This window comes from Pseudomonas sp. AF03-9, assembly GCF_020515815.1.
Lineage (GTDB): Bacteria > Pseudomonadota > Gammaproteobacteria > Pseudomonadales > Pseudomonadaceae > Aquipseudomonas.
Genome location: NZ_JAHPJF010000002.1, coordinates 373,073 through 395,346, shown reverse-complemented (window position 1 = coordinate 395,346; position 22,274 = coordinate 373,073). Strand labels below are relative to the sequence as shown.

8 protein-coding genes are annotated in these 22,274 nt (G+C 63.4%); 3 read left to right on the top strand and 5 right to left on the bottom strand.

Going from position 1 to position 22,274, the window contains the following annotated elements:
- Positions 1-68: 68 nt before the first annotated feature.
- The 3 genes from LIY36_RS05390 to LIY36_RS05380 form a co-directional block, all read right to left on the bottom strand.
- Positions 69-836, bottom strand: a complete 768-nt coding sequence (locus tag LIY36_RS05390) for an N-acetylmuramoyl-L-alanine amidase (protein ID WP_226455028.1) — start codon at positions 834-836, stop codon at positions 69-71.
- Positions 837-958: 122 nt separating this feature from the next.
- Complete coding sequence (locus LIY36_RS05385) at positions 959-2,281, bottom strand: ATP-binding protein (protein ID WP_192296956.1); 1,323 nt, start codon at positions 2,279-2,281, stop codon at positions 959-961.
- Positions 2,278-2,958 carry a response regulator gene (locus LIY36_RS05380; protein WP_226455027.1) on the bottom strand — a complete coding sequence of 227 codons (681 nt, stop codon included), beginning with the start codon at positions 2,956-2,958 and terminating at the stop codon, positions 2,278-2,280. The genes LIY36_RS05385 and LIY36_RS05380 overlap by 4 nt, the downstream gene beginning before the upstream one ends.
- Positions 2,959-3,134: 176 nt before the next feature.
- Here LIY36_RS05380 and dsbD point away from each other — a divergent pair, with 176 nt between their 5' ends.
- From dsbD to dsbG, 3 genes are read left to right on the top strand one after another with little or no spacing between them, the layout of a single operon-like run.
- Positions 3,135-4,862 (top strand): protein-disulfide reductase DsbD, encoded by a 1,728-nt coding sequence (gene dsbD, locus LIY36_RS05375; RefSeq protein ID WP_226455026.1) that lies wholly within the window; start codon positions 3,135-3,137, stop codon positions 4,860-4,862.
- Positions 4,862-5,707 (top strand): TlpA disulfide reductase family protein, encoded by an 846-nt coding sequence (locus tag LIY36_RS05370; RefSeq protein WP_226455025.1) that lies wholly within the window; start codon positions 4,862-4,864, stop codon positions 5,705-5,707. Before dsbD ends, LIY36_RS05370 begins: the two co-directional genes overlap by 1 nt.
- The gene (dsbG, locus tag LIY36_RS05365) at positions 5,683-6,444 is read left to right on the top strand and encodes a thiol:disulfide interchange protein DsbG (protein ID WP_226455024.1); all 762 of its coding nucleotides are present in this window, start codon (positions 5,683-5,685) and stop codon (positions 6,442-6,444) included. The genes LIY36_RS05370 and dsbG overlap by 25 nt, the downstream gene beginning before the upstream one ends.
- A 57-nt stretch (positions 6,445-6,501) precedes the next feature.
- Here the strand turns inward: dsbG and LIY36_RS05360 are convergent, their stop codons facing one another.
- A complete protein-coding gene (locus LIY36_RS05360) occupies positions 6,502-9,207 on the bottom strand; it encodes a hypothetical protein (protein WP_226455023.1) in 2,706 nt (901 codons plus the stop codon).
- Between the two features lie 129 nt (positions 9,208-9,336).
- Positions 9,337-22,242 (bottom strand): non-ribosomal peptide synthetase, encoded by a 12,906-nt coding sequence (locus tag LIY36_RS05355; protein ID WP_226455022.1) that lies wholly within the window; start codon positions 22,240-22,242, stop codon positions 9,337-9,339.
- Positions 22,243-22,274 lie beyond the last annotated feature (32 nt).

Here is a 22,274-nt window from a genome sequence, read left to right as displayed (position 1 = left end):
GGAAAGGATTTAGGCCGCACGGTCGCTAACTGATGGATGCACCTCCTACCTCTCGACCAGGCATAAGGTCACAGGCCTCGGTACTTTTCATTCAGGGCATACAGGATCGCGCAGGTCTGCGCGTCGAGAAAACCGCAATAATCCCGCGGCCGAAAGTGCATCTGGAACGCTCGCGTGCGCTGTTCAAACGCTCGCCGATTCTGCGCAGGCTTGTACCCATAACGCTGAAACGCCCGCTCGACCTCAACCTCCGGCGGCAAACCAAGGCAAAACCGGCGCTGATACATCGCACGGGTGGCGTCATCGAACCAGGCGCCTACGCCCACCTCGTGCAAACGCTGCCACGGCAGACGCGGCCCGGGGTCGCTCTTGCGCCAATAGGCCACATCGGAGTGCCCAAGGACGTCGCTCGGGCCGATCTGCGGGTGGCGCGCCAGGATGTCCCGTGCCAGTGCAATCAGCACTTCGACCTGCTCCTCAGGGTAGGTCGGGAAGGTAAACACCCCGGCGTCATCCCGTGCCAGGTTGACCAGTTCGATGCCGATCGCGCGGCTGTTGAGGTTGTCCTGCCCGCCCCAGTGGCTGACCCCGGCATGCCAGGCGCGCTTGCCTTCATCGACCAGGCGGAACGCACGCAATTCGTCATACCCGGCGGCGCGGTAGCTCGGCTCATCCGGGTCCGGCACCAGGTAGTGGGCGCTGACGCCATCCTGCGTGAGGGTGCGCAGGGATGCGCCGAAGGGGGCGGCGGTGTAATGCAGGATCAACTGGCGCACAGGTTCGCCATTGCGTTCGTTGAAATCCTTGGCTGGGAAACTGGTATCGATCACCAACATAAGAGCTGTCCTTTTCAATCCAGGCCGAGTCGTTCGGCCCGTTCAAGCGCAAAAAACCAACGCCATCCTGAAGGGTTCACCTTCAGGCGGGCGGTAACTATGTGGCGCTTGAAAGAAAAAGATCAGTGCCGCAGCGGCATACCCAGGTCGACGCGCAGGCCATCGGCCTGGCTGTCGAATTTCAACGAGCACGAGCAGCGCTGCACAATCGCTTGCACGATCGCCAGGCCCAGGCCGCAACCTTCGCTGCTGCCGTTGCGCCAGAAGCGTTGGGTCAGGTATTGCAGGTCTTCGCTGGAGATCTGCTGGCCATGGTCACGTACGCGAAATACCACATGGTCGGCGTCGGTGAACACGCGCAGTTCCACCCGGGTGTGCGCCGGGGTATGGCGCAAGGCGTTGTCCAGCAGGTTGCGCAGGGCCGCAACGGCCAGGCCCACGGGCATTTCCACCGGAGTGGTGCGCAGGTTGTCCGCCAGGATCAGGTCGATACGCCCGTTATCGCCGGCGTTGGCGTCCTGGATCGCCAACCGCGCCACTTCCTCGGCGCTGGACTGCAAACCATCGTCAAACGACAAACTGCCTTCGACCCGTGCCAGCAGCAGCAATTGTTCCAGGGTGCGATGCAGACGGTCGGCGCCCTCTTCGGCGTGGGCCAGGGACTGGTCGCGGGCCGCGCCGTCGGTCATGCGCGCCACTTGCAGGTGGGTCTTGATCGCCGTCAGCGGGCTGCGCAGCTCATGGGCAGCGTCGCCGGTGAGCCGACGTTCGCGCTCGATGGTCTTGGCGATGCGCTGCAACAGTTGGTTCTGGGTGTCGAGCAGCGGCTTGAGTTCGCTGGGCAACGGGTGGATCTGCAACGGTTCGAGGGAGTCGGCGCTGCGCCGCATCAGCGCGTCACGCATGCGGTTGAGCGGCAGCAGGCTCTGGCCGATGCCCAGCCACAACAGGCACAGGCAACCGAGCATCGCCACGCCCACCGGCACCGATGCAGCGAGCAGGATCGACAGGTTCAGCGCCTCGCGCTCCACCTGGCGGTCGGCGGTGGTGATCAACAAATCGCCCCGGGACAGGGTAAAACTGCGCCAATTCACGCCATCGATCACCTGGTCGCGAAAACCGCTCTTGCGCGACTCCAGGCCTTCGTCCGGCGTTGCGTGGCTGCGCGCCAGGACTTCGCCGCGCAAGGAGCTGACCTGACAGGCCATGCCCCCCGGCACATTCAGTTGCTGCGCGCTGAAATGCGCACCGCCGCTCATGCTGGCCAGGCCCGGCATCTGCTCGGTCAGCCCGGCGACCATGCGCGCCGATGCCACCAGGCGCTGGTCGAGGGAAAACATCATCTGGTTGCGCAAGTCGTTGAGCATCCACGCCGCTGCCAGGGCCCAGATCAGCACAAAGGCGGCGCCAAGCTTGAACGTCAGGCGCAGGCGCAGGCTTTTCACGGCGCGTTCTCTCCGTCATCCGCCGGGCCCAGGCGGTAGCCAAGGCCGCGCACGGTCTCGACGATGCCGTTGCCCAATTTGCGCCGCAGGTGGTGGATGTGCACGTTCAACGCGTTGCTTTCCAGCTCGTCGTTGAAACCGTAGACGCTGTCCTTGAGTTGCTCGCTGGACAGCACGCGGCCCTTGTTGTGCAGCAGCGCCTGCAACAGCGCCTGTTCGCGGCGGGACAGGTCCACCGGCTGACCGCCGAGGAAGGTTTCGCGGCTGCTCGGGTCATAGGCCAGGCGTCCGTGTTCGATCAGGTTGACGCTGCGCCCCGCCACCCGGCGCAACAGGGTTTGCAGGCGTGCGGCCAATTCGCGCAGGTCGAAGGGCTTGAGCAAGTAGTCGTCAGCACCGGCTTGCAGGCCGTCGACGCGATTGGTCACAGAATCCCGTGCCGTGAGGATCAGCACCGGAATCTCCAGGCCCTGGCTGCGCTGCTGCTGCAACAACTTGAGGCCATCTTCATCGGGCAGGCCAAGGTCGAGCACCATGATGTCGAAGGTCGCCGCCTTGAGCATCGCCCGCGCAGCCGCCGCCGTGCCCACGCGCTCGACCGTGAAGCCCTGGGCGGTGAGGCCGGCCACGATGCCGCTGGCGATCAGTTCATCGTCTTCGCAGACCAGTACGTGCATGCTGAACCCTTCATAAAAGATGGGGGAGATTAAAGGTGCCACGGATTAAGCGCAGATTATGCCGTGAAAAGAGGCGCGCTCAGACACTCCCTACACTCTAGAATAGCGCCGGTTAATCATCGGTTAATCAACGCCACACATTGTGTGCCTCACTTGCATCGAACTAAGGCTTGACCATGCGGCATCTGTTTATCTTTCTGCTGATGTTGTTCGCGGGGTTCGCCCAGGCCGCGCCGGGCAATCCGTTTGAGACAAAACCCGACTTCCTCCCGGTGGGCAAGGCCTTCGCCTTTACCTCCGAGCGCCTGGAAAGCGGCGAAACCCAGCTGTATTGGCAGATTGCCGACGGTTACTACCTGTACCAGCAGCGCATGAAATTCGACGGCCTGGCCGAGAAACCCGTGCTGCCCCAGGGTGAAGCCCATAGCGATGAGTTCTTCGGCGAGCAGCAAGTGTATCGCCAGGGGCTGGAAGTGAAGATCCCCGCCGGTGTCACCGGCAAGGTCAAGCTGGGCTGGCAGGGTTGCGCCGATGCGGGCCTGTGTTATCCGCCGCAGTCAATGACGGTGGACCTGGGTGGCAACCCGGCTGTGGCCGCCACCGCCGAAGCCAGCGACCAAAGCCTGGCCAGTGGCCTGCAACAACGCAGCCTGGGTTGGAGCCTGCTGGTGTTCTTTGGCCTGGGCCTGTTGCTGGCGTTCGCCCCGTGTTCGTTGCCGATGCTGCCGATCCTCGCCGGGCTGGTAGTCGGCAGTGGCGCCAGCCCGCGTCGCGGCTTTGCCTTGGCCAGCAGCTACGTGGTGTGCATGGCGCTGGTGTACGCGGCGCTGGGCGTGTTGGCGGCGCTGGCCGGCGGCAACCTTGCCGCATTGCTGCAAACCCCTTGGATTCTCGGCAGTTTCGCCGCGTTGTTCGTGTTCCTCGCCCTGCCGATGTTCGGCTTCTTTGAACTGCAACTGCCCGCCTTCCTGCGTGACCGCCTGGACACCGCCAGCCGCCAGCAAAGCGGTGGCAGCCTGGTCGGCGCCGGGGTGCTCGGCGCGCTGTCCGGCCTGCTCGTCGGCCCGTGCATGACCGCCCCGCTGGCCGGCGCCCTGCTGTATATCGCCCAGAGCGGCAACGCGCTGCATGGCGGCCTGATCCTGTTCGCCATGGGCATTGGCATCGGCATCCCGTTGTTGCTGCTGGTGACCGTGGGCAATCGCTTCCTGCCCAAGCCGGGCAGTTGGATGAGCGTGCTCAAGGGTATCTTCGGCTTCCTGTTCCTCGGCACCGCCGTGCTGATGATCCGCCCGGTGGTCGATGAAAGCCTGTGGATCGGCCTGTGGGGCGCACTGGCGTTGATCATGGCCTATTGCGGCTGGACCCTGGCCCACGAATACGGCCTGACCGCCAAGGTGTTCGGCTCCGGCTCCCTGGTGTTGGGCCTGTGGGGGGCGGTGCTGGTGGTGGGCGCGGCCGGTGGCGGCGACGACCTCTGGCAACCGTTGAAGGTCTACGGCGGTTCACAGACGGCTGCCGCGCCGACAGCCCACGACACCTTCATGACCATAAACGACCCCGACGTGCTGCAAACCCAACTCGACAGCGCCAAGGCCCAGGGCCAATGGGTGCTGGTGGACTACTACGCCGACTGGTGCGTGTCGTGCAAGATCATGGAAAAACAGGTGTTCGGCAAACCCGAAGTCCTCGACGCGCTGAAAGACGTGCGCCTGCTGCGCCTGGACGTCACCGCCGACAACGCCGCCAGCCGCGAACTGCTCGGCCGCTACAAAGTCCCCGGCCCGCCGAGCTTCGTATGGATCGGCCCGGACGGTGAAGAGCGCCGCGCCCAACGCATCACCGGCGAAGTGGATGCCGCCGGCTTCCTGCAACGCTGGACGCAAACCCGGGACGCGCGCTGATGCTGACCCTGACCATTGGCACCTTTGCCATCGCCCTGAATCACCTGCTGCTGATCAGCGCGCTGATCTTCGCCACCCTGGTGGGCTGGCGCGTGGCCAAGCGGGGCGGCGAGAACCCGGAATCGGTGCTGTTCAGCCTGTTCCTGCTAGGGATGCTCGCGGCGCGGGTCAGCTTTGTGTTGATGTACTGGAACGACTACAGCAACGACTGGCTGCAAATGGTCGACGTGCGCGACGGCGGCTTCCTCGCCTGGCCCGGCGTGATCGCCCTGGTCCTCGGCGCCCTGGCCTATGGCTGGCGCCGCCCGCCCCTGCGCAAGCCACTCGCCGCCGGGGTGGTTACCGGCCTGGTGTTCTGGGGGCTGGCCAGCCTGTCCCTGAGCCTGTACGACAAAGGCGTGCAACTGCCGGACATCGCCTTGCGCAATGCCAACGGTGAAGCCGTGCAACTGGCCGACTACAAAGGCGGCCCATTGGTGATCAACCTGTGGGCCACCTGGTGCCCACCGTGCCGCCGGGAAATGCCGGTGCTCGAACGCGCACAGCGCCAACGCCCCGACGTGACCTTTTTGTTCGTCAACCAGGCCGAAAGCATGCAAAGCGTCAGCACCTTCCTCGCCACCCAGGGCCTGACCCTCGACAATATGCTGTTCGACGCCAGTGGCCGCCTTGGCCAGGCCGTGGGTTCCATGGCCCTGCCGACCACATTGTTCTATCAGGCCGACGGGCGCCTGATCCACAGCCACCTGGGCGAACTGTCCCAGGCCAGCCTGGCCCGTTCGCTCGAAGCCTTCGACACTGCCCCAACAAGGAAACCCACATGCCAAGCCTCCGCCACCTGCTGACCCTGCTGCCACTGACGCTGGCGGCTACCCTGGCCCACGCCGAAGACTGGCCCGCGCCGATCAAACAGATCGAGGCCAAGGGTGCCAAGATCATCGGCAAATTCGACGCCCCCAGCGGCCTCACCGGCTACGCCGCGCAATACCAGAACCGCGGCATGGCCCTGTACCTGACCGCCGACGGCAAAAGCGTGCTCGCCGGCAACCTGTATGACGCCCAAGGCAACGACCTGAGCAGCGCACCGCTGGAGAAGCTGGTGTACGCACCAATGGCCAAGGAAGTCTGGGCCAAGATGGAAAAAAGCAGCTGGATCCAGGACGGCGACGTCAAGGCGCCACGCATCGTCTACCTGTTCAGCGACCCCAACTGCCCCTACTGCAACATGTTCTGGGAACAGGCGCGGCCATGGGTGAAGGCCGGCAAGGTGCAGTTGCGCCACATCATGGTCGGCATCATCCGCGAAGACAGCGCGGCCAAATCCGCCGCATTGTTTGCCGCCAAAGACCCGCAAAAGGCGTTGCAAGAGCACGAAGCCGCCGGCAAGGGCAGCAAGTTGCAGGCACTGGCGAAGATCCCGGCGGATATTGAAGCCAAGCTGGATGGGAATATGAAGCTGATGGATGAGCTGGAATTGTCGGCGACGCCGGCGATTTTCTATCTGGATGACAAAGGTGGGTTGCAGCAACAGCAGGGGGCGCCGTCGCCGGAGAAGTTGGTGAAGATTCTTGGCCCGCAGTGATTTTCTGTAATAAAGGTGACCATTCAAATGCATGGGCACCTTTATCGAGCCCCAGTCTTACGTCAGATAGAAAGTAAACGTATCAACCATCACCCAGTCATTGGTACTCGTTTTTAAAGTAATTGTTGAGATGCTAGTGTTCAAGGGTGCGGAGAAATCGACCCAATGATTAAGTGGTCCACCCGTTTCCTGGCCGCGTAGCACCATTCTCCCTATTGAGAAATGACTGCTGTCTAAAAACTCAATCGTAAATAAACCATCAAGCCATATCAGTGAAAAGGTCACGCGTCGACACGAGAATTTTAAATCCAACTCAATATTCTGAGGGCCCGTGTGGAGGTAACCTATCATGAGCCCAGGGCCCGACGGTGAGGATGGCTCAAACATAACACCGGACTGACCGGGACCACTTATGTGCCTGACGGTCATACGTGGAGTTTCAAGACTGCCGCCAGCAGTGATAATTTGAGGGTTGGGTACATCACGAACATCGAAGTTCTCATAGAGAATTAAAGCTGGCGTAACCACGCTCAACATCCGTTTTGGACATACCACATTCTCATCTGAACTACCGTACGTTGCGACGCTGAATGTGAGGGACAAGTTGGTTGTGTCCTTTAGCTTAGCCAACTCGGATCGCAGTACAGGAGCCGCCACCCCTGCAGTCAGCTCTGGCGACGTAATGGCTCTGGCCGAGTACACATTAAACGAGTAGGCATTGCCGTTTTTGTCCGTACCCTCCGCTCGTAACCAGCACTTCTGCCCTGCCCGCAGAAACCACATCGGATCTTCGAGAGAATTGGCATTCTCGGTAAATGTCCTCAGGTCCAGAACGGCGTTCTGAGTCCTGGGTGGCGTCGCCTCCAGCACGTTTGGCGTTTCCAGGCGCACAGGCAAACTGACGTTCAAGTTCAAAGGCAGTGAGGTCTGCACCTTGCATGCAGTGGTGACCGTGTAAGTGATCTGCACCACTTTCCCCATACTCTCGATCACGGCTTCCGACGGCAGAAGGAAGATGACCGGCCCCGAAGCGCTGCCGGATTGGGAAGCCAGAGACCAACACGTACCGTCAGCCTTTTTCCAGCAGACGCTGATGGTGTGCTTGGGGTTCATGCCGACGTAATTCACTTCAACGTGTACGCCATTGCGCCCATTGTAAGCAGTCAAGTTGGAGCCCACCGCCTCTGTAACGCTGGGCTCAAGCAACACCAGCGGCTCTTGCTCGATAGTGAACGTCTGCGAAGGAAACTCAATGGCGGTCGCCCGATTGCATTTGCCATCAAAACCCACTGCGAAATGCAGTTGGAATTCGCTGCAATCCGCCAGTTTTTTCAACTCACTGCGTGAGATGGGGGCATCCACCCCCCTCTGCACCCAATCTGCGGTAAGGGGCTTACCCACCAATACGTCGAACTCATGGATGTTGCCATTCTCAAGCTCACCGGTTACCCACATCCAGCAGCATTGACCCACGGCGGCGTAGTCAAAGAGAGGAACGATACCTGTGCCGTCACCCATGAATGTGCTCAGATCCACCGTACTCGCGGTTGCTTGCTCAATGCCCGGGTGTGGAAGCTGTGGCGCCAACACGTCGATATAGCGCAGCGGCGAAGGTTGTGGTGCGTAATCATTGAATTGAAGGGTGTAGCCCAGTTTCAGCGTCTTATTGAATAGCGCAGCAAAGACCTCGGGAGGAACCTCAAATGACAAGCTGCTTTCGCCCGCGCTTACGTGCTGACAACCAAGCGATATAGGTCCATAGTCGCCCCCTTCAGCCTGAGCGCAAACAAGATCGCCTTCAGTCATACCCTCATAATTGACAATCGCATGTCCGCCGTTGACTGTGTTGGTTGGGTTGACCTCCCAATGCCCGGGACGCAGCTCGACCGACTCTCGCAGATTTGGAGGGTTCAGTTCCTGGTACGGGTCCACCTGCAGCAGCGTGGTGGTACGCAAGTGGAAATCCTGGGCGTTGATAGGCAGTGGAGTTTCAAAAAGAGGGTCGCCTGGCTCAGGGAATACAGGCTGGCTTGTATCCCAGATAACACCTAAGTGGGCCGTCAGCGCCGAGTAGTCATCCAGTCTGGCCATCCATGGGCGTGAAAGAGGAAACCTGAAGACATAACCTGCATGAGCCTCATGGGGCTGTACCACATAATCCAGCGCAACCCAGATGAAGCGGTACGGCGCGACGTGCTGGTTGCCGGCGACGGCGATAAACAACCGTTGCCCTGCATAGATAAAAGGCCAGGCCTCGACTGCGACGATTTCATTACCAGTGAAACCCTGCATCCTCAGCCACAATGTGTTCCACTCATTCTTTGCGTGCGTATACACCGGCCTCGATACAACCAGATCGTTCTCCCGCAAGAACTGAACTTCCAGCTCCAGCACTTGGGAAGCCTCCTCCTTGCCCCCCACCATAGCCGTGTACCACATCTGCATCGTGTGTCCGATCATCAAACTGACTGACTGCGCAGAAATCGGAACGACATCATCGCCGTCATCCACAGAAACGGGCTCGAATGCAGGCTCAGCCTGATCCTTGATAGCGATGAAAAATGTGCAGCCCGTGGCATCCGCAGGCAACGTCAACTTGGCCTGCGTCCCGTCAATCGCATCCATGGGGTACAGCACGCTGTTATTGGCTGCGAACTTGACAACAGGAACGGGGAATTGCGCCTTGGGCCCTTTCGGCGAGCGCGGTGGAGTGCTGGCCGGTTGAAGAGATGAGGTATTTTCAGAGATCGGTTTTTTAGCCACGATAAGACTCCTGTCAAGCATTAGATCACTGTCATAGCTGGCCATATCGGCCAGAGCCTTCGGTGATCTAACGCTTGGATCAGGAGCTTTGCCTACTGTCAGATCTGACAGTTCTGACTAGCGGCCCGCTCAAATCCCTTCCAACTGCGCCATCAAATCACTCAACCGATCCACCTTCTCGGCGCTGACCTCATTGGCCGCCAACCCATCGATATACTCGGCCAACTCCGCCACCGTGCTGCACTCGAACATCGCCCGCAACGGCACATCACGCTGCAAGCTCTTTTGCACCCGCGAGGCAATCTGCGTGGCCAGCAACGAGTGCCCGCCCAGTTCGAAAAAGTTGTCCTGCACGCCGACCCGTTCAACTTTCAGCACCTCGGCCCAGATCGCAGCCAGGGTGGTTTCCAGCGGGTTGCGCGGCGCCAGGTAATCCTGGCTCTGGAGCTGGCCGATTTCGAGCAAAGGCAACGCCTTGCGGTCGAGTTTGCCGTTGGCATTCAACGGCAGACGCTCAAGCCACAGCCAGTGCAGCGGCACCATGTATTCCGGCAGTTCGGCGCGCAGGCGTTGCTTGATGCGGTCCAGGCGTTCGCTCGGGTTGAGGGTTTCATTGGCAGCGACCAGATAGCCAACCAGGTGTTTGCCGTTGACGCCGTCCTGCACGCCAACCGCCCCGTCGCGCACTTCCGGTTGCTCATGCAGGCGTGCTTCGATTTCACCGAGTTCGATGCGGTAGCCGCGAATCTTCACCTGATGGTCGATACGCCCGACGTACTCCAGCACGCCATCGCTGCGCCGACGCGCCAAGTCGCCGGTGCGGTACAGGCGCTCGCCCGGTGCACCAAACGGATTCGGCACAAACACCGGTGCGGTGCGCAGCGGGTCGCTGACGTAACCACGCCCGACGCCCGTACCGGCCACGCACAACTCGCCGACCGCGCCTTGCGGCACCAGCTCCAGCGCACCGTCCAGCAGGTACAAACGGTTATTGTCGGTCGGTGTGCCAATCGGCAGGTAAGTGCCACGGGTCGAGGCCAGGTCGACGCGGAAGAACGCCACGTCATCCGAACACTCCGCCGGGCCGTAGGCGTTCACCAGCCCAATCCCGGGGTAACGCTGCAACCACTGATGCGCCAGTTCCGGTGGCATCGCTTCGCCGGTCGGCAGCATCCAACGCAGGCCGTCGAGGTGGATGCGGTCCTGGGCGAGCATGCCCTGGATCAATGACGGCACGCTCTCCAGCACCGTGATGCCTTGCACCTGGACATGCTCGAGCAAGCCTTGTGGATCATGGGCCAGGGCGTTCGGCACGATGTCCACCCGTGCGCCAAACAGCGGCGCGGCGAGGAACTGCCAGACGGAAATATCGAAACTTTGCGAGGCGGTCTGGGCGATCACATCCGCGTCGCTCAGGTTCAGGTACGGCACCTTGCTCAACTGGTTGTTGAGCATACCGCGCTGTTCGACCATCACGCCCTTGGGCAACCCGGTGGAACCCGAGGTGTAGATCACGTAGGCGAGGTTGTCTGGGCCGCTGTAGACCCCAGGGTTGGCACCGCGAGCCGGCACTTCTTGCCACACCAGCAACTGGCAGTCGAAGCCTTCGAGCAATTCGATGGCCTGCTCGCGGCACGCCTCGCTGCACACCAGCAATGGCGTACGACTCAGCTCGATAATGCTGCGCAACCGCTGGCTCGGCAGGCCCGGGTCCAACGGCAGGTAACCGGCTCCAGCCTTGAAGCTGCCGATGATCATGCCCAGCAGGTCCAAGTTGCGCTCGCCGAGCAACGCCACTGGTTGATCAAGGCCGACACCGGCTTCGATCAACGCATGGCCCAGGCCGTTGCTGCGCCGGTTCAGCTCGTCATAGCTCCAGTGCTGGTCCAGGCAACTGGCGGCGACACGCTGTGGATGCGCCGCCACCTGGGCTTCGAACAGCTCCACGTAGCTGCTTTGCAGCGGATAGTCGTGGTCGCTCTGATTGCAGCCCTCCAGCAAAAACTCACGCTCCTGCTCGCCAATCAACGGCAAGTCGGCCATGTCGCCATGGAAGCCCTGCACCAGCGCCAGCAACAGACGCTTGAACTCGCCGAGCATGCCTTGCACGGTGGTTTCGTCGAAGTAACGCTGGTCATAGGACAGGTGCAAGCCCAGATCATCCCCCGGATAACACACCGCCGTCAGCGGGAAGTTGGTGTGGGTGCGGCCGGAGTCCGAGGTGGCATTCAGGCTTTGCGCACGGTCCAGCACCGAGACTTCCACCGGCGCGTTTTCAAACACGAACAGGCTGTCGAACAGCGGCTGGCCCTTGGGCAGTTCGCTGTGTTCCTGGATCGTCACCAGCGGCAGGTATTCGTACTCGCGCAGTTGCATATTGCTGTCGAGCAGGCCGCTCAACCATTGGCGCACGCTGCACGGCTGACCATCCTCGGGCAGTTTCACCCGCAGCGCGATGCTGTTGATGAACAGGCCGACGGTGCGCTGCATCTGCGGCATTTCCACCGGGCGACCGGCCACGGTGACGCCGAACAACACGTCGCGCTCACCGCTCAAACGCCGCAATACCAAAGCCCATGCAGCCTGGGCAAAGGTGTTGACGGTCAGTTGATGGGCCTGGGCCAGCTCACGCAATTGCGCCCCATCGCGGGCATCCAGACGAGTGTAGCAATCCCCCACCACCATGCCGCCGTGGCCCGCGTGGTCACGCATAAAGGGGCGGTCGCTCGGGATCGGCGTGGTGCGTTCAAAGCCTTGCAGGTTCTGCTGCCACCACTGGCGCGCCTCATCCAGGTTCTGGCGTTGCAGCCAGGCGATGTAGTCGCGATAACGCGGCGGCGCCGCCAGTTGCGCCTCGCGGCCTTCGCCGAGGGCCATGTAAATGTCGAAGAAGTCGTTCATCAGCAATGAACGGCACCATGCATCGATGAGGATGTGGTGGTTGCTCATCATGAACCAGTAGCGCTCGGCGCCGACGCGGATCAAACGCAGGTGGAACGGCGCCTGGTTGAGTAGATCGAAACCGGCTTCGCGCTCGGCCTTGAGCAAGGCTTGCAGGCGCGGTTCCTGCTCTTCTTGAGGAGCATTGCTCCAATCCAGGTATTCAATCGGCGTGCTGCCCGGCTTGTGGATCACTTGCAACATGTCTTCGCCGACGTTCCAACAGAACGACGCACGCAAGGCTTCGTGACGGGCAATCACTGCCTGCCAGGCCTGGGCGAAACGCTCGGGGTCCAGGGCGCTATTGATGCGGTAGCGATCCTGCATGTAGTACAGGCCGGTGCCCGGCTCCAGCAGGGTATGCAGCAACAGGCCCTCCTGCATCGGCGTCAGCGGGTAGACGTCTTCGATGACGCTGGCCGGTACGGGCAAGGCATCCAGTTGCACCTGGGTCAGCTGTGCCAGTGGGAAGTCGGACGGCGTGAGGCCGCCGGCATCGTCCTTGAGGCAGTGGGCGATCAGGCTGTGCAGTTCGGCGAGGTAGGCGTCGGCCAGTTCGTGGATAGTTTGCGGGGCGTGGCGTTCGCGGCTGAAGGTCCAGCGCAACACCAGTTCACCACCGTACACCTGGCTGTCGACGCTCAGTGCGTTGGGCAGCGGCGCGTCCGGGTCGTGGGCGAGGCCGGCGGATTCGTCCAGCGGGTGGAACAGCGCATCGCTGCCAAAGCTCTGGTCGAACTGGCCGAGGTAGTTGAAGGTGATCTCGGCGCTCGGCAGTGCCGCCAGGGTCTGCTGGGTCACGTCGTCCGCGAGATAGCGCAACACGCCATAACCCAGGCCTTTGTGCGGCACGCCGCGCAGTTGCTCCTTGATCGCCTTGATCGAGGCGCCCTGCCCGGCGGCTTCTTCGATGTGCAGCGGGGTCAGGCGCAGCGGGTAGGCGCTGGTGAACCAGCCGACGCTGCGGGTCAGGTCGATGTCGTCGAACAGGGTTTCGCGGCCGTGGCCTTCCAATTGGATCAGCGCCGAAGCATGCCCGCTCCAGCGGCACAGCACGCGGGCCAGGGCGGTCAGCAGCAAGTCATTGACCTGGGTGCGGTAGGCGCTTGGCGCCTGTTGCAGCAACTGGCGGGTGCGTTCGGCATCCAGGCGCACGCTGACGGTCTCGGCATCGCGATGGCGCAGGCTGCCGTGTGGACGGTCCACCGGCAAGCTCACCGCGGGCCCGGCCAACTGTTCTTGCCACACACCGAGTTCTTCGCGCAGGGATTCGCTGCCGGCATACGCCTGCAAACGTGCCGCCCAATCGCGCAACGCGCTGGTTTTGGCCGGCAGGCTGACGGACTGGCCGTCGCTCAACTGGCGATAGACGTTTTGCAGGTCTTCGAGCAAGACACGCCACGACACGCCGTCCACCACCAGGTGATGGATCGCGATCAGCAGGCGTTGTTGCCCCTCGGGGCCGTCCACCAGCAAGGCACGCAGCAACGGGCCGTGTTCCAGGTCAAGGCTGCGCTGGGTGTCGGTGAACAGCGCGGTGCAATCTCTCATCTCGCGCACTTGCGCCTGCATCAGCACACCGCCTTTAGGCACTGCCAAGTGCTCGGCGTGCCACTGCGCATCGCGCTGGGTGAAGCTCAGACGCAGCGCATCGTGGTGCTCCAGCACCGCCAGCAGCGCTTGCTCCAGGCGATGTGGTTCGAGCAACTGCAGCGGCTGGAGCAGCAGCGCCTGGTTCCAGTGCTGGCGCTGGGCAATCTCGGTATCGAAGAACCAGTGCTGGATCGGCGTAAGGCCCGAGCTGCCGACCAACACGCCCTGCTCCGCGGTGACCTGCTCGGAGCGGGTGGCGACGGCGGCGAGGGTTTGCACGGTCTGGTGCTGGAACAGGTCCCGCGGGCTGAAATGAATCCCGGCCTGGCGCGCACGGCTGACCACCTGAATCGACAGGATCGAGTCGCCACCCAGCTCAAAGAAGTTATCGTCGAGGCCGACCTGCTGGACGTTCAACACTGCGCACCAGATCGCCGCCAAGGTGCTTTCCAGTTCGTTGCGCGGCGCCACGTACTCTTGACGATTGGCCTGCGGGTCCGGTTGCGGCAAGGCGCGGCGGTCGAGTTTGCCGTTGCCGGTCAGCGGCATGCTATCGAGCACAATCAGGTGCGCGGGCACCATGTAGTCCGGCAGTTGTGCTTTCAGATGGGCCTTGAGTGCTTCGCGCAATGGGGCGTGGTCGGCATCGCTGACCAGATACGCCACCAGCTGTTTGCCGCTTGGCGCGTCCAGCGCCAGCACCACCGCTTCGCGCACCGCGTCGTGTTCCAGCAGGCGGGTTTCGATCTCGCCCAGTTCAATGCGAAAGCCACGGATCTTCACCTGATGGTCGATACGTCCCAGGTACTCGACCAAACCGTCGGCGCGCTGACGCACCAGATCGCCAGTGCGGTACAGACGCCCGCCATTGCCGGCAAACGGATCGGCGATAAAACGCTCCGCCGTCATCCCCGCACGCTGGTGATACCCCTGGGCCAAGCCTGCGCCGCCGACGTACAGCTCGCCAGTCGCGCCTTGCGGCACCAGGGCCAGGTCGGCGTCGAGAATGTACGCCACGCGCTCGCCGATAATGCTGCCGATCGGCACGCTGGCGGCGCCCTCTTCCAATTGCTCGGGGGCGAGGCTGGCCAGCGGCATGACCACGGTTTCAGTCGGGCCGTAGGCGTTGAAGAACACCTCGGGCTGGAACGCCGCGCGGATCCGCTGCAAGTGTTCGCCGGTCAGCGCCTCGCCGCCGGTGATGCACATGCGCACCGGCAAGGTCTGCTGCTGGGTCGCCAGCCACTGCGCCAACTGGCTGCCGTAGCTTGGGGTGAAGCCGAGGATACTGATGCGATGGGTGCGGATCAGCGCGCAGATTTCTTGCGCGTCCCACTGCCCTTGCGCCCGCAACACCACCTGCGCACCACTGAGCAACGGCACCAACAGGCGCTCGGTGGCGGCGTCGAAGTTGATCGAATAGAAGTGCAGCTCGCAGTCATCCGCGCGCATGCCGAAACGTTCGATCACCGCCTGGCAATGCATGGCGATTTCGCCGTGGGCCACCACCACGCCTTTGGGTTTGCCGGTGGAGCCGGAGGTGTAGATCAGGTACGCCTGATGCTGCGCCAGGCTGAGCAACGGCAGCTCGTCCAGCGGGTAGTTGTCAAGCACTGGCAGGTCATCTTCCAGGCACCAGCAGGCCACCGTTGCCGGCAGTTCACCGAGGGCTTCGAACATCGCGGTGTCACTGAGCAGCAGGCCGATGTCGCTGTCTTCGATCATGTAGTGCAAGCGGTCCAGCGGGTATTCCGGGTCCAGCGGCACGTAGGCGCCGCCGGCCTTGAGGATCGCCAACAGGCCGACGACCATTTCCAGGGATCGCGGCAACGCCAGGCCGACCCGCACCTGCGGGCCGACGCCACGCTCGCGCAGCATCCAGGCCAGGCGGTTGGCGCGTTCGTTGAGTTCGCGGTAGCTGAGGGTCGCACCGGCAAAGGTCAGCGCCGGCGCATCACCGCGGGCCAGCGCCTGCTGGCTGAACAACTGATGGATGCACTGGTCGAGACGGTGTTCGCCCGGTTCGCTGCCCAGGCTGTGCTGCAAGGCGCGCTGCTCATCGCGGCTGAGCAACGGCAGTTCGCTCAGACGCTGCTGCGGGTCGGCGATCAACGCTTCGAGCAGGTTGCGCCAATGTTCGGCCATGCGCGCAATGCGCGGCTCGTCGAACAAATCGGTGCTGTAGGTCAGGCAGCAACCCAGACGATGGTCAAGATCGGTGACTTCCAGATTGAGGTCAAACTTGGTCGCCCGTGCATCGTTGGCCAGGTACTCGACGGTCATGCCGGCGAGTTCGCGGCTCTGCTGGAATTCCCAGCGCTGCACGTTGCACATCACCTGGAACAACGGGTTGTACGCCGCACTGCGCGGCGGTTGCAGGGCTTCCACCAGGTGGTCGAACGGCAGGTCCTGGTGGGACTGGCCTTCGATCACGGTGTGGCGCACCTGCTCAAACAGCTCGGCGACATTCATCTGCCCGCTGAGTTGGCAACGCAGCACCTGGGTGTTGAGGAACGCGCCGATCAGCCCTTCGCTTTCCGGGCGGATGCGGTTGGCCACGGGGGCGCCGATGCGCAGGTCGGTCTGGCCGCTGTAGCGGTAGAGCAGCACGGCGAGGGTGGCGGTCATGGTCATGAACAGGGTCAGGCCGCGTTCGGCATTGAACGTGCGGACGCGGGCAGCCAAGTCGTCGCTCAAGTCGAAGCGGTACAGCTCGCCCTGGTGGCTTTGCACCGGCGGACGTGGACGGTCGCCGGGCAGTTCGAGCAGCGGGTGTTCGCTGCCCAGTTGCGCGGTCCAGTAGTCCAGTTGGCGCTGGCGTTCGCCGGACTCCAGCCACTGGCGCTGCCACACGCTGTAGTCGAGGTACTGCACCGGCAACGGCGCCAGCGGCGAGGTACGCTCGTCGATGAACGCCTCGTACAGCGCACTGAGCTCACGGGCAAAGATGTCCATGGCCCAGCCTTCGGTGACGATGTGGTGCAGGGTCAGTACCAGGTAGTGCTCACGCTCGCCGGCCTTGACCACACAGGCGCGCAGCAACGGGCCGGTTTCCAGGTTGAACGGGGTGTGGGCTTCGTGATCCGCCAGTTGCTGCAAACGTTGCTGGCGTTCGCTCTCGTCCAGCGCCGAGAAGTCCTGCCAGCCCATGCGCAGGCCGGTCTGCGCCGAGACTTTTTGATAAGCCACGCCGTCCACACTCGGGAAGGTGGTGCGTAGGGTTTCGTGACGCATGATCAAGGCCTGCAACGCCGCCTCGAAACGCCCCACATCCAGCACACCGCGCAAGCGCGCCATGCCGCCGACGTTGTAGGCCGGGCTGTCCGGTTCCATCTGCCAGAGGAACCACATGCGCTGCTGGGAATAGGACAACGGCACGGGTTGGCTGCGGTCGACCTGGGCGATGGCGGTCTGTTGGTTGCGCCGGCCCGAGGCCTGGATCAAGCCGACCTGCTCGGCAAACGCGCCCAGCTCGCTGGCTTCGAACAAGGTCCGCAGCGGCAACTCGACGTCACAAGCCTGGCGGGTGCGCGAGATGATCTGCGTGGCCAGCAACGAGTGCCCGCCGAGGGCGAAGAAATCATCGCGCAGGCCAATGCGTGGCAAGCCGAGCACCTCGCGCCAGATCGCGGCGATCTGCTGTTGCAGCGGCGTTTGAGGTTCGACGTGTTCGCGGGTTTGCCACACCGGTTCCGGCAAGGCACGGCGCTCGAGTTTGCCGCTGGGGCTCAGGGGCATGGCATCCAGGCGCATCAACAGCGCAGGCACCATGTACTCCGGCAACTCGGCGGCCAAGGCGCTTTTCACGTCCTCTTCGTCCAATGCGGTGTGGGCGGTGTAGTAGCCGATCAACTGCGCGTCACGCACCAGCACCACGGCTTGGGCGATGCCCTCAAGGGCGAGCAGGCGCGCTTCGATTTCTTCCGGTTCCACGCGAAAGCCGCGCAGCTTGACCTGCTGATCGAGGCGGCCGAGGTAGTCGAGCACACCGTCGGCGCTCCAGCGCACACGGTCACCCGTGCGATACAAGCGTGCGCCCGCCTCGCCCAGCGGGTCGGCGATAAACCGCTCGGCGGTCAAACCGGCACGCCCGAGATAACCGCGCGCCAGGCCGATGCCGCCGATGCACAGCTCGCCCGGCACGCCGACCGGCAGCAGGTTCAGGTGCTCGTCGAGCACACGGCAGATCACATTGCCCAACGGCCGACCAATCGGCGAACGCTCGCCGTCTTCGGCGTGGCAATGCCAGTGGGTCACGTTGATCGCGGTTTCGGTCGGGCCATAACGGTTGTGCAATTGCACCGCCGGCAACTGCGCCAACACACGGTTGCGCAGCTCGGCGGGCAACGCCTCGCCACCGGAGAACAGGCGACGCAGGCTGGTGCATTCGGCTGCCAGCGGTTCGTCGATAAACAGCTGCAACAACGGCGGCACAAAGTGCAGCGTGGTCACGCCGTGTTGCTGCACCAACTGCGCGATGCGGTGCGGGTCGCGATGCTCACCGGGGCCGGCCAGCACCAGGCGGCAGCCGCTGATCAGCGGCCAGAAGCATTCCCACACCGACACGTCGAAACTGATCGGCGCCTTTTGCATCAGCACGTCGGTTGCGTTCAGTCGGTAAGTCGCCTGCATCCACTGCAAGCGCTCGGCCAGGGCTGCATGGGTGTTGCCCACGCCCTTGGGCTGGCCGGTGGAGCCGGAGGTGTAGATCACGTAGGCGAGGTTGTCGCCGTGCAGGTGCAGGCCCGGCGGCTGGGTCGGCCAGCTGTCGAGGTGCAGGCTGTCCATGGCGATCACACTCACGCCGTCCGCCGTGGGCAGTTGTTCCAGCAGCGAGGTTTGGGTCAGCAGCAGTTCAACCCCGCTGTCGTTGAGCATGTAGGCCAGGCGCTCGGCGGGGTAATCCGGGTCCAGCGGCACGTAGGCGCCGCCGGCCTTGATGATCGCCAACAGGCCGATCAGCAGTTGCGGCGAACGCTCGGCGGCGATGGCCACGCACACGTCCGGGCCGACGCCTTTGTCGCGCAGGTAGTGGGCCAGGCGGTTAGCCTGGGTGTGCAGTTGGGCAAAGGTCAAGGTGCCGCCCTGCCACACCAGTGCGGTGTTGTCCGAGGTCTGCGCGTTGAGCAATTCGGGCAGCCACTGTTGGGCAGGTGCGCACGGCGCGGCGCCCCACGGCTGGAGTTCGGTTTGCAGCAGTTGCAGATCGCCGATGGCTTGATGCGGTTGTTCGCAGATGGCCTGCAGCAGGTGGGTGAAGTGCTCGGCCAGGCGCTGGATGGTCGCGGTATCGAACAGCTCGTCGGCGTAGTCGAACGACAGGCTCAGGCGCCCGTTGCGGTCTTCTTCGCTGTGCAGTTGCAGGTCGAACTTGGCTTCGCGGCTGTGCCACGGCAACTCATCGGCAAGCATCCCCGGCAGGCGGCGCAAGGCGCTGAGGTCGCGTTGCTGGTGGTTGAACATGACCTGGAACAGGCCTTGTTCGCGGGCCTGGGGGAAGGCTTCGAGCAACTGTTCGAAGGGCAGGTCCTGATGGGCCTGGGCGCCCAACGTCGTCTGGCGGGTTGCGGCCAACACCTGGTTGAACGGCAGGCGCCCGTCCAGTTCGGCGCGCAACACCAACGTGTTGATGAAGAACCCGATCAGGCCCTGGGTTTCCTGGCGCGGGCGGTTGGCACTGGGCACGCCGATACGGATGTCGCGCTGGCCGCTGTAGCGGTAGAGCAACGTCTGGAACGCCGCGAGCAGCAGCATGAACGGCGTCGACTCATGGGCTTGGGCAGTCTGGCGGATCGCCGCACTGAGGCGGGCATCCAGGCGCACGCTGTGGCGCGAAGCGCTGTGCAGGTGTTGCGCCGAGCGCGGGTGGTCGGTGGCCAGGCCGAGCGGCGGATGCTCATCGCCCAGCTGGGCTTTCCAGTACGCCAGTTGACGCTGGCCTTCCCCTTCGGCCAGCCATTGACGCTGCCAGCTGCCGTAGTCGGCGTATTGCAGCGCCAGGGGCGGCAGCTCCAGGGTCTGGCCTTGGGCGGCCGCGGCGTACAGGCGTGAGAATTCGTCAATGAGGATGTTCAGCGACCAGCCGTCCGCGATGATGTGGTGCAGCGTCACCAACAACTGGTGATCTTCATCGTCCAGACGCACCAGGGTGACCCACAGCAGCGGGCCTTGTTCCAGGTCGAACTGGGTGCGCGCTTCGTCCTCGCGCAGCTGCCGGGCACGGGCTTCGCGGTCGGCGGCGGGCAGGTCACTGAGGTCGATGATTTGCAGGTCGAACGCCGTGTTTTTATCGACACGCTGGAAGGCTTGGCCGTCGCGCTCGTAGAAGCGCGTGCGCAGGGCTTCGTGGCGCTGGATCAGGTGTTCGAAACTGGCGCGCACGGCGTCTTCATCCAGTTCGCCACGCAAACGCAAGGCGCCAGGGATGGTGTAAGCGCTGCTCTGCGGGTCGAGTTGCCAAGTGATCCACAGGCGATTTTGCGCCAGGGACTGCGGCAGCTCGTCCTGGCGTGACAGAGCGTGGATGGCGCCTTGGGCGACGCCGCCGTCCTGCTGCAATTGCGCAACGCTGGCGGCAAAGGTCGAGAGTGTCGGCGCTTCGAACAGCAGGCGCAGGTTCAGCTCCAGGCCGAGGGTTTCACGCAGCCGGGCAACCACTTGGGTGGCGGTGATGGAGTTGCCGCCGAGCAGAAAGAAGTGGTCATCGGCGGCGACGCTGGCCAGTTGCAGCTGCTCGCACCAGATCGCGGCGATCTGGTTTTGCAGGTCGGATTCCAGCGCCGCAGTGCTGACTGAGGCGCCCGCGTCGGGGAACTGCGCGTAGCTGTCGAGGCTGCCATCGGCATGGCGCAGGCCACACGCGGCACGTTGCACCTTGCCGCTGGAGGTCTTGGGCAAGGCGCCGGGGTTGAGCAACACCACCACGCTTGGCGCTTCTTGATAGGCCTCGGCGACGGCTTGGCGGATCGCCTTGATCAGCGCTGCGGGCGGCAGGATCTTCTGCACACTGCGGCTGATCTCGGCAGCGATACCAATGCCTTCCAGGCCAGCGTCATTCACCGCGAACGCCGCAACCCGACCCTTGCGCACCACTTCCACCTCGCGTTCGATGGTTTGTTCGATGTCCTGGGGGTACAGGTTGTGGCCACGCACGATCAGCAGGTCTTTGAGGCGCCCGGTGATGTACACCTCGCCAAAGCGGATAAAGCCCAGGTCGCCGGTGCGCAGCCAGGTACGGCCGTTGTGTTGGACGAAGGTCTTGGCGCTGGCTTCGGGGTTGCGCCAGTAACCGTGGGCGATGCTCGGGCCGGTGGCCCAGAGTTCGCCGACGCTGTTGTCCGGCAGTTCGGCGAGGGTGTGCGGGTCGGCGATCAGCACCGCGTGCTCCGGCTGGCTGGTACCGCAGCTCATGATCGCCCTGCCCTGCCCCGGCTCGGCGCGGTTGGCAGCCAGCGCTTGTTCGTCGAGGTGCAGCGCGGGGATGCCACGGCCACGGCTGCCGCCGGCGACAAACAAGGTCGCTTCGGCCAGGCCGTAGGAGGCGAAGAAATTGTCCGCGCTGAAACCGCACACCGCGAACTTCTCGGCGAAGCGTTCCAGGGTGTCGAGGCGGATCGGCTCGGAGCCGGAATAGGCCACGCGCCACTTGCTCAAGTCCAGGCGTTCCAAGGCCGACTCGCTGACCCGTTCGCTGCACAGGCGATAAGCGAAATCCGGGCCGCCGCTGATGGTGCCGCCGTATTCGCTGATCGCTTCAAGCCAACGCAACGGCCGCCCCAGGAAGTACGCCGGCGACATCAGCACGCACGGCACGCCGCTGAAAATCGGTTGCAGCAGGCCGCCGATCAGGCCCATGTCGTGGTACAGCGGCAGCCAGCTGACGATCACGTCGTCGGGGTTGAGGTCGATGCCAAAACCACGGCGGATCAGCACCTCGTTGGCGACCAGGTTGCCGTGGCTGACTTGCACGCCCTTGGGCAATGCGGTGGAGCCGGAGGTGTATTGCAGGAAGGCGATGTCGTCAGATTGCAGGTCGACGGCGCTCCAGCGGTCGGCGAGCGTTGCCTCCAGGGTGTCGACGCTCAACACCGGCGGCGCATTTTCGATCTGAGCCAGGCCGTCGCCGAGGCTGGCGATGGTCAGCAGCAGGCGCGGTTCGGCATCGCTGATGATCGACAGCAGGCGCTCCTGATGATGGCGACGGGTCGACTCCGGCGGGTAGGCCGGCACCGCGATCACCCCGGCGTACAGGCAGGCAAAAAACGCCGCGACGTAGTCCGGGCCGCTGGGGAACAACAGCACCGCGCGGTCGCCCGGTTCGGCATTGGCCTGCAAGGCGGCGGCGATGGTACGTGCGCGCCTGTCGAGGTCGCGGTAACTGAGCACGACGCTGTGCTCGGCGGACTCGGCGAGGAAGCGCAGGGCAACCTGGTCCGGGGTCTGCGCGGCGCGGCGTTGAAGGGACTGGACCAAAGTGGGGGGGAGTTCGAAGGCGTCCATCATGGGGTTCCTGCCTGGAATCGGCTTACGGGAAA

Coding starts and splice junctions, on each gene's coding strand:
- LIY36_RS05380 (WP_226455027.1), bottom strand. CDS start 2,958: ATGCACGTACTGGTCTGCGAAGACGATGAACTGATCGCCAGCGGCATC.
- dsbD (WP_226455026.1), top strand. CDS start 3,135: ATGCGGCATCTGTTTATCTTTCTGCTGATGTTGTTCGCGGGGTTCGCC.
- dsbG (WP_226455024.1), top strand. CDS start 5,683: ATGCCAAGCCTCCGCCACCTGCTGACCCTGCTGCCACTGACGCTGGCG.
- LIY36_RS05355 (WP_226455022.1), bottom strand. CDS start 22,242: ATGATGGACGCCTTCGAACTCCCCCCCACTTTGGTCCAGTCCCTTCAA.
- LIY36_RS05390 (WP_226455028.1), bottom strand. CDS start 836: ATGTTGGTGATCGATACCAGTTTCCCAGCCAAGGATTTCAACGAACGC.
- LIY36_RS05370 (WP_226455025.1), top strand. CDS start 4,862: ATGCTGACCCTGACCATTGGCACCTTTGCCATCGCCCTGAATCACCTG.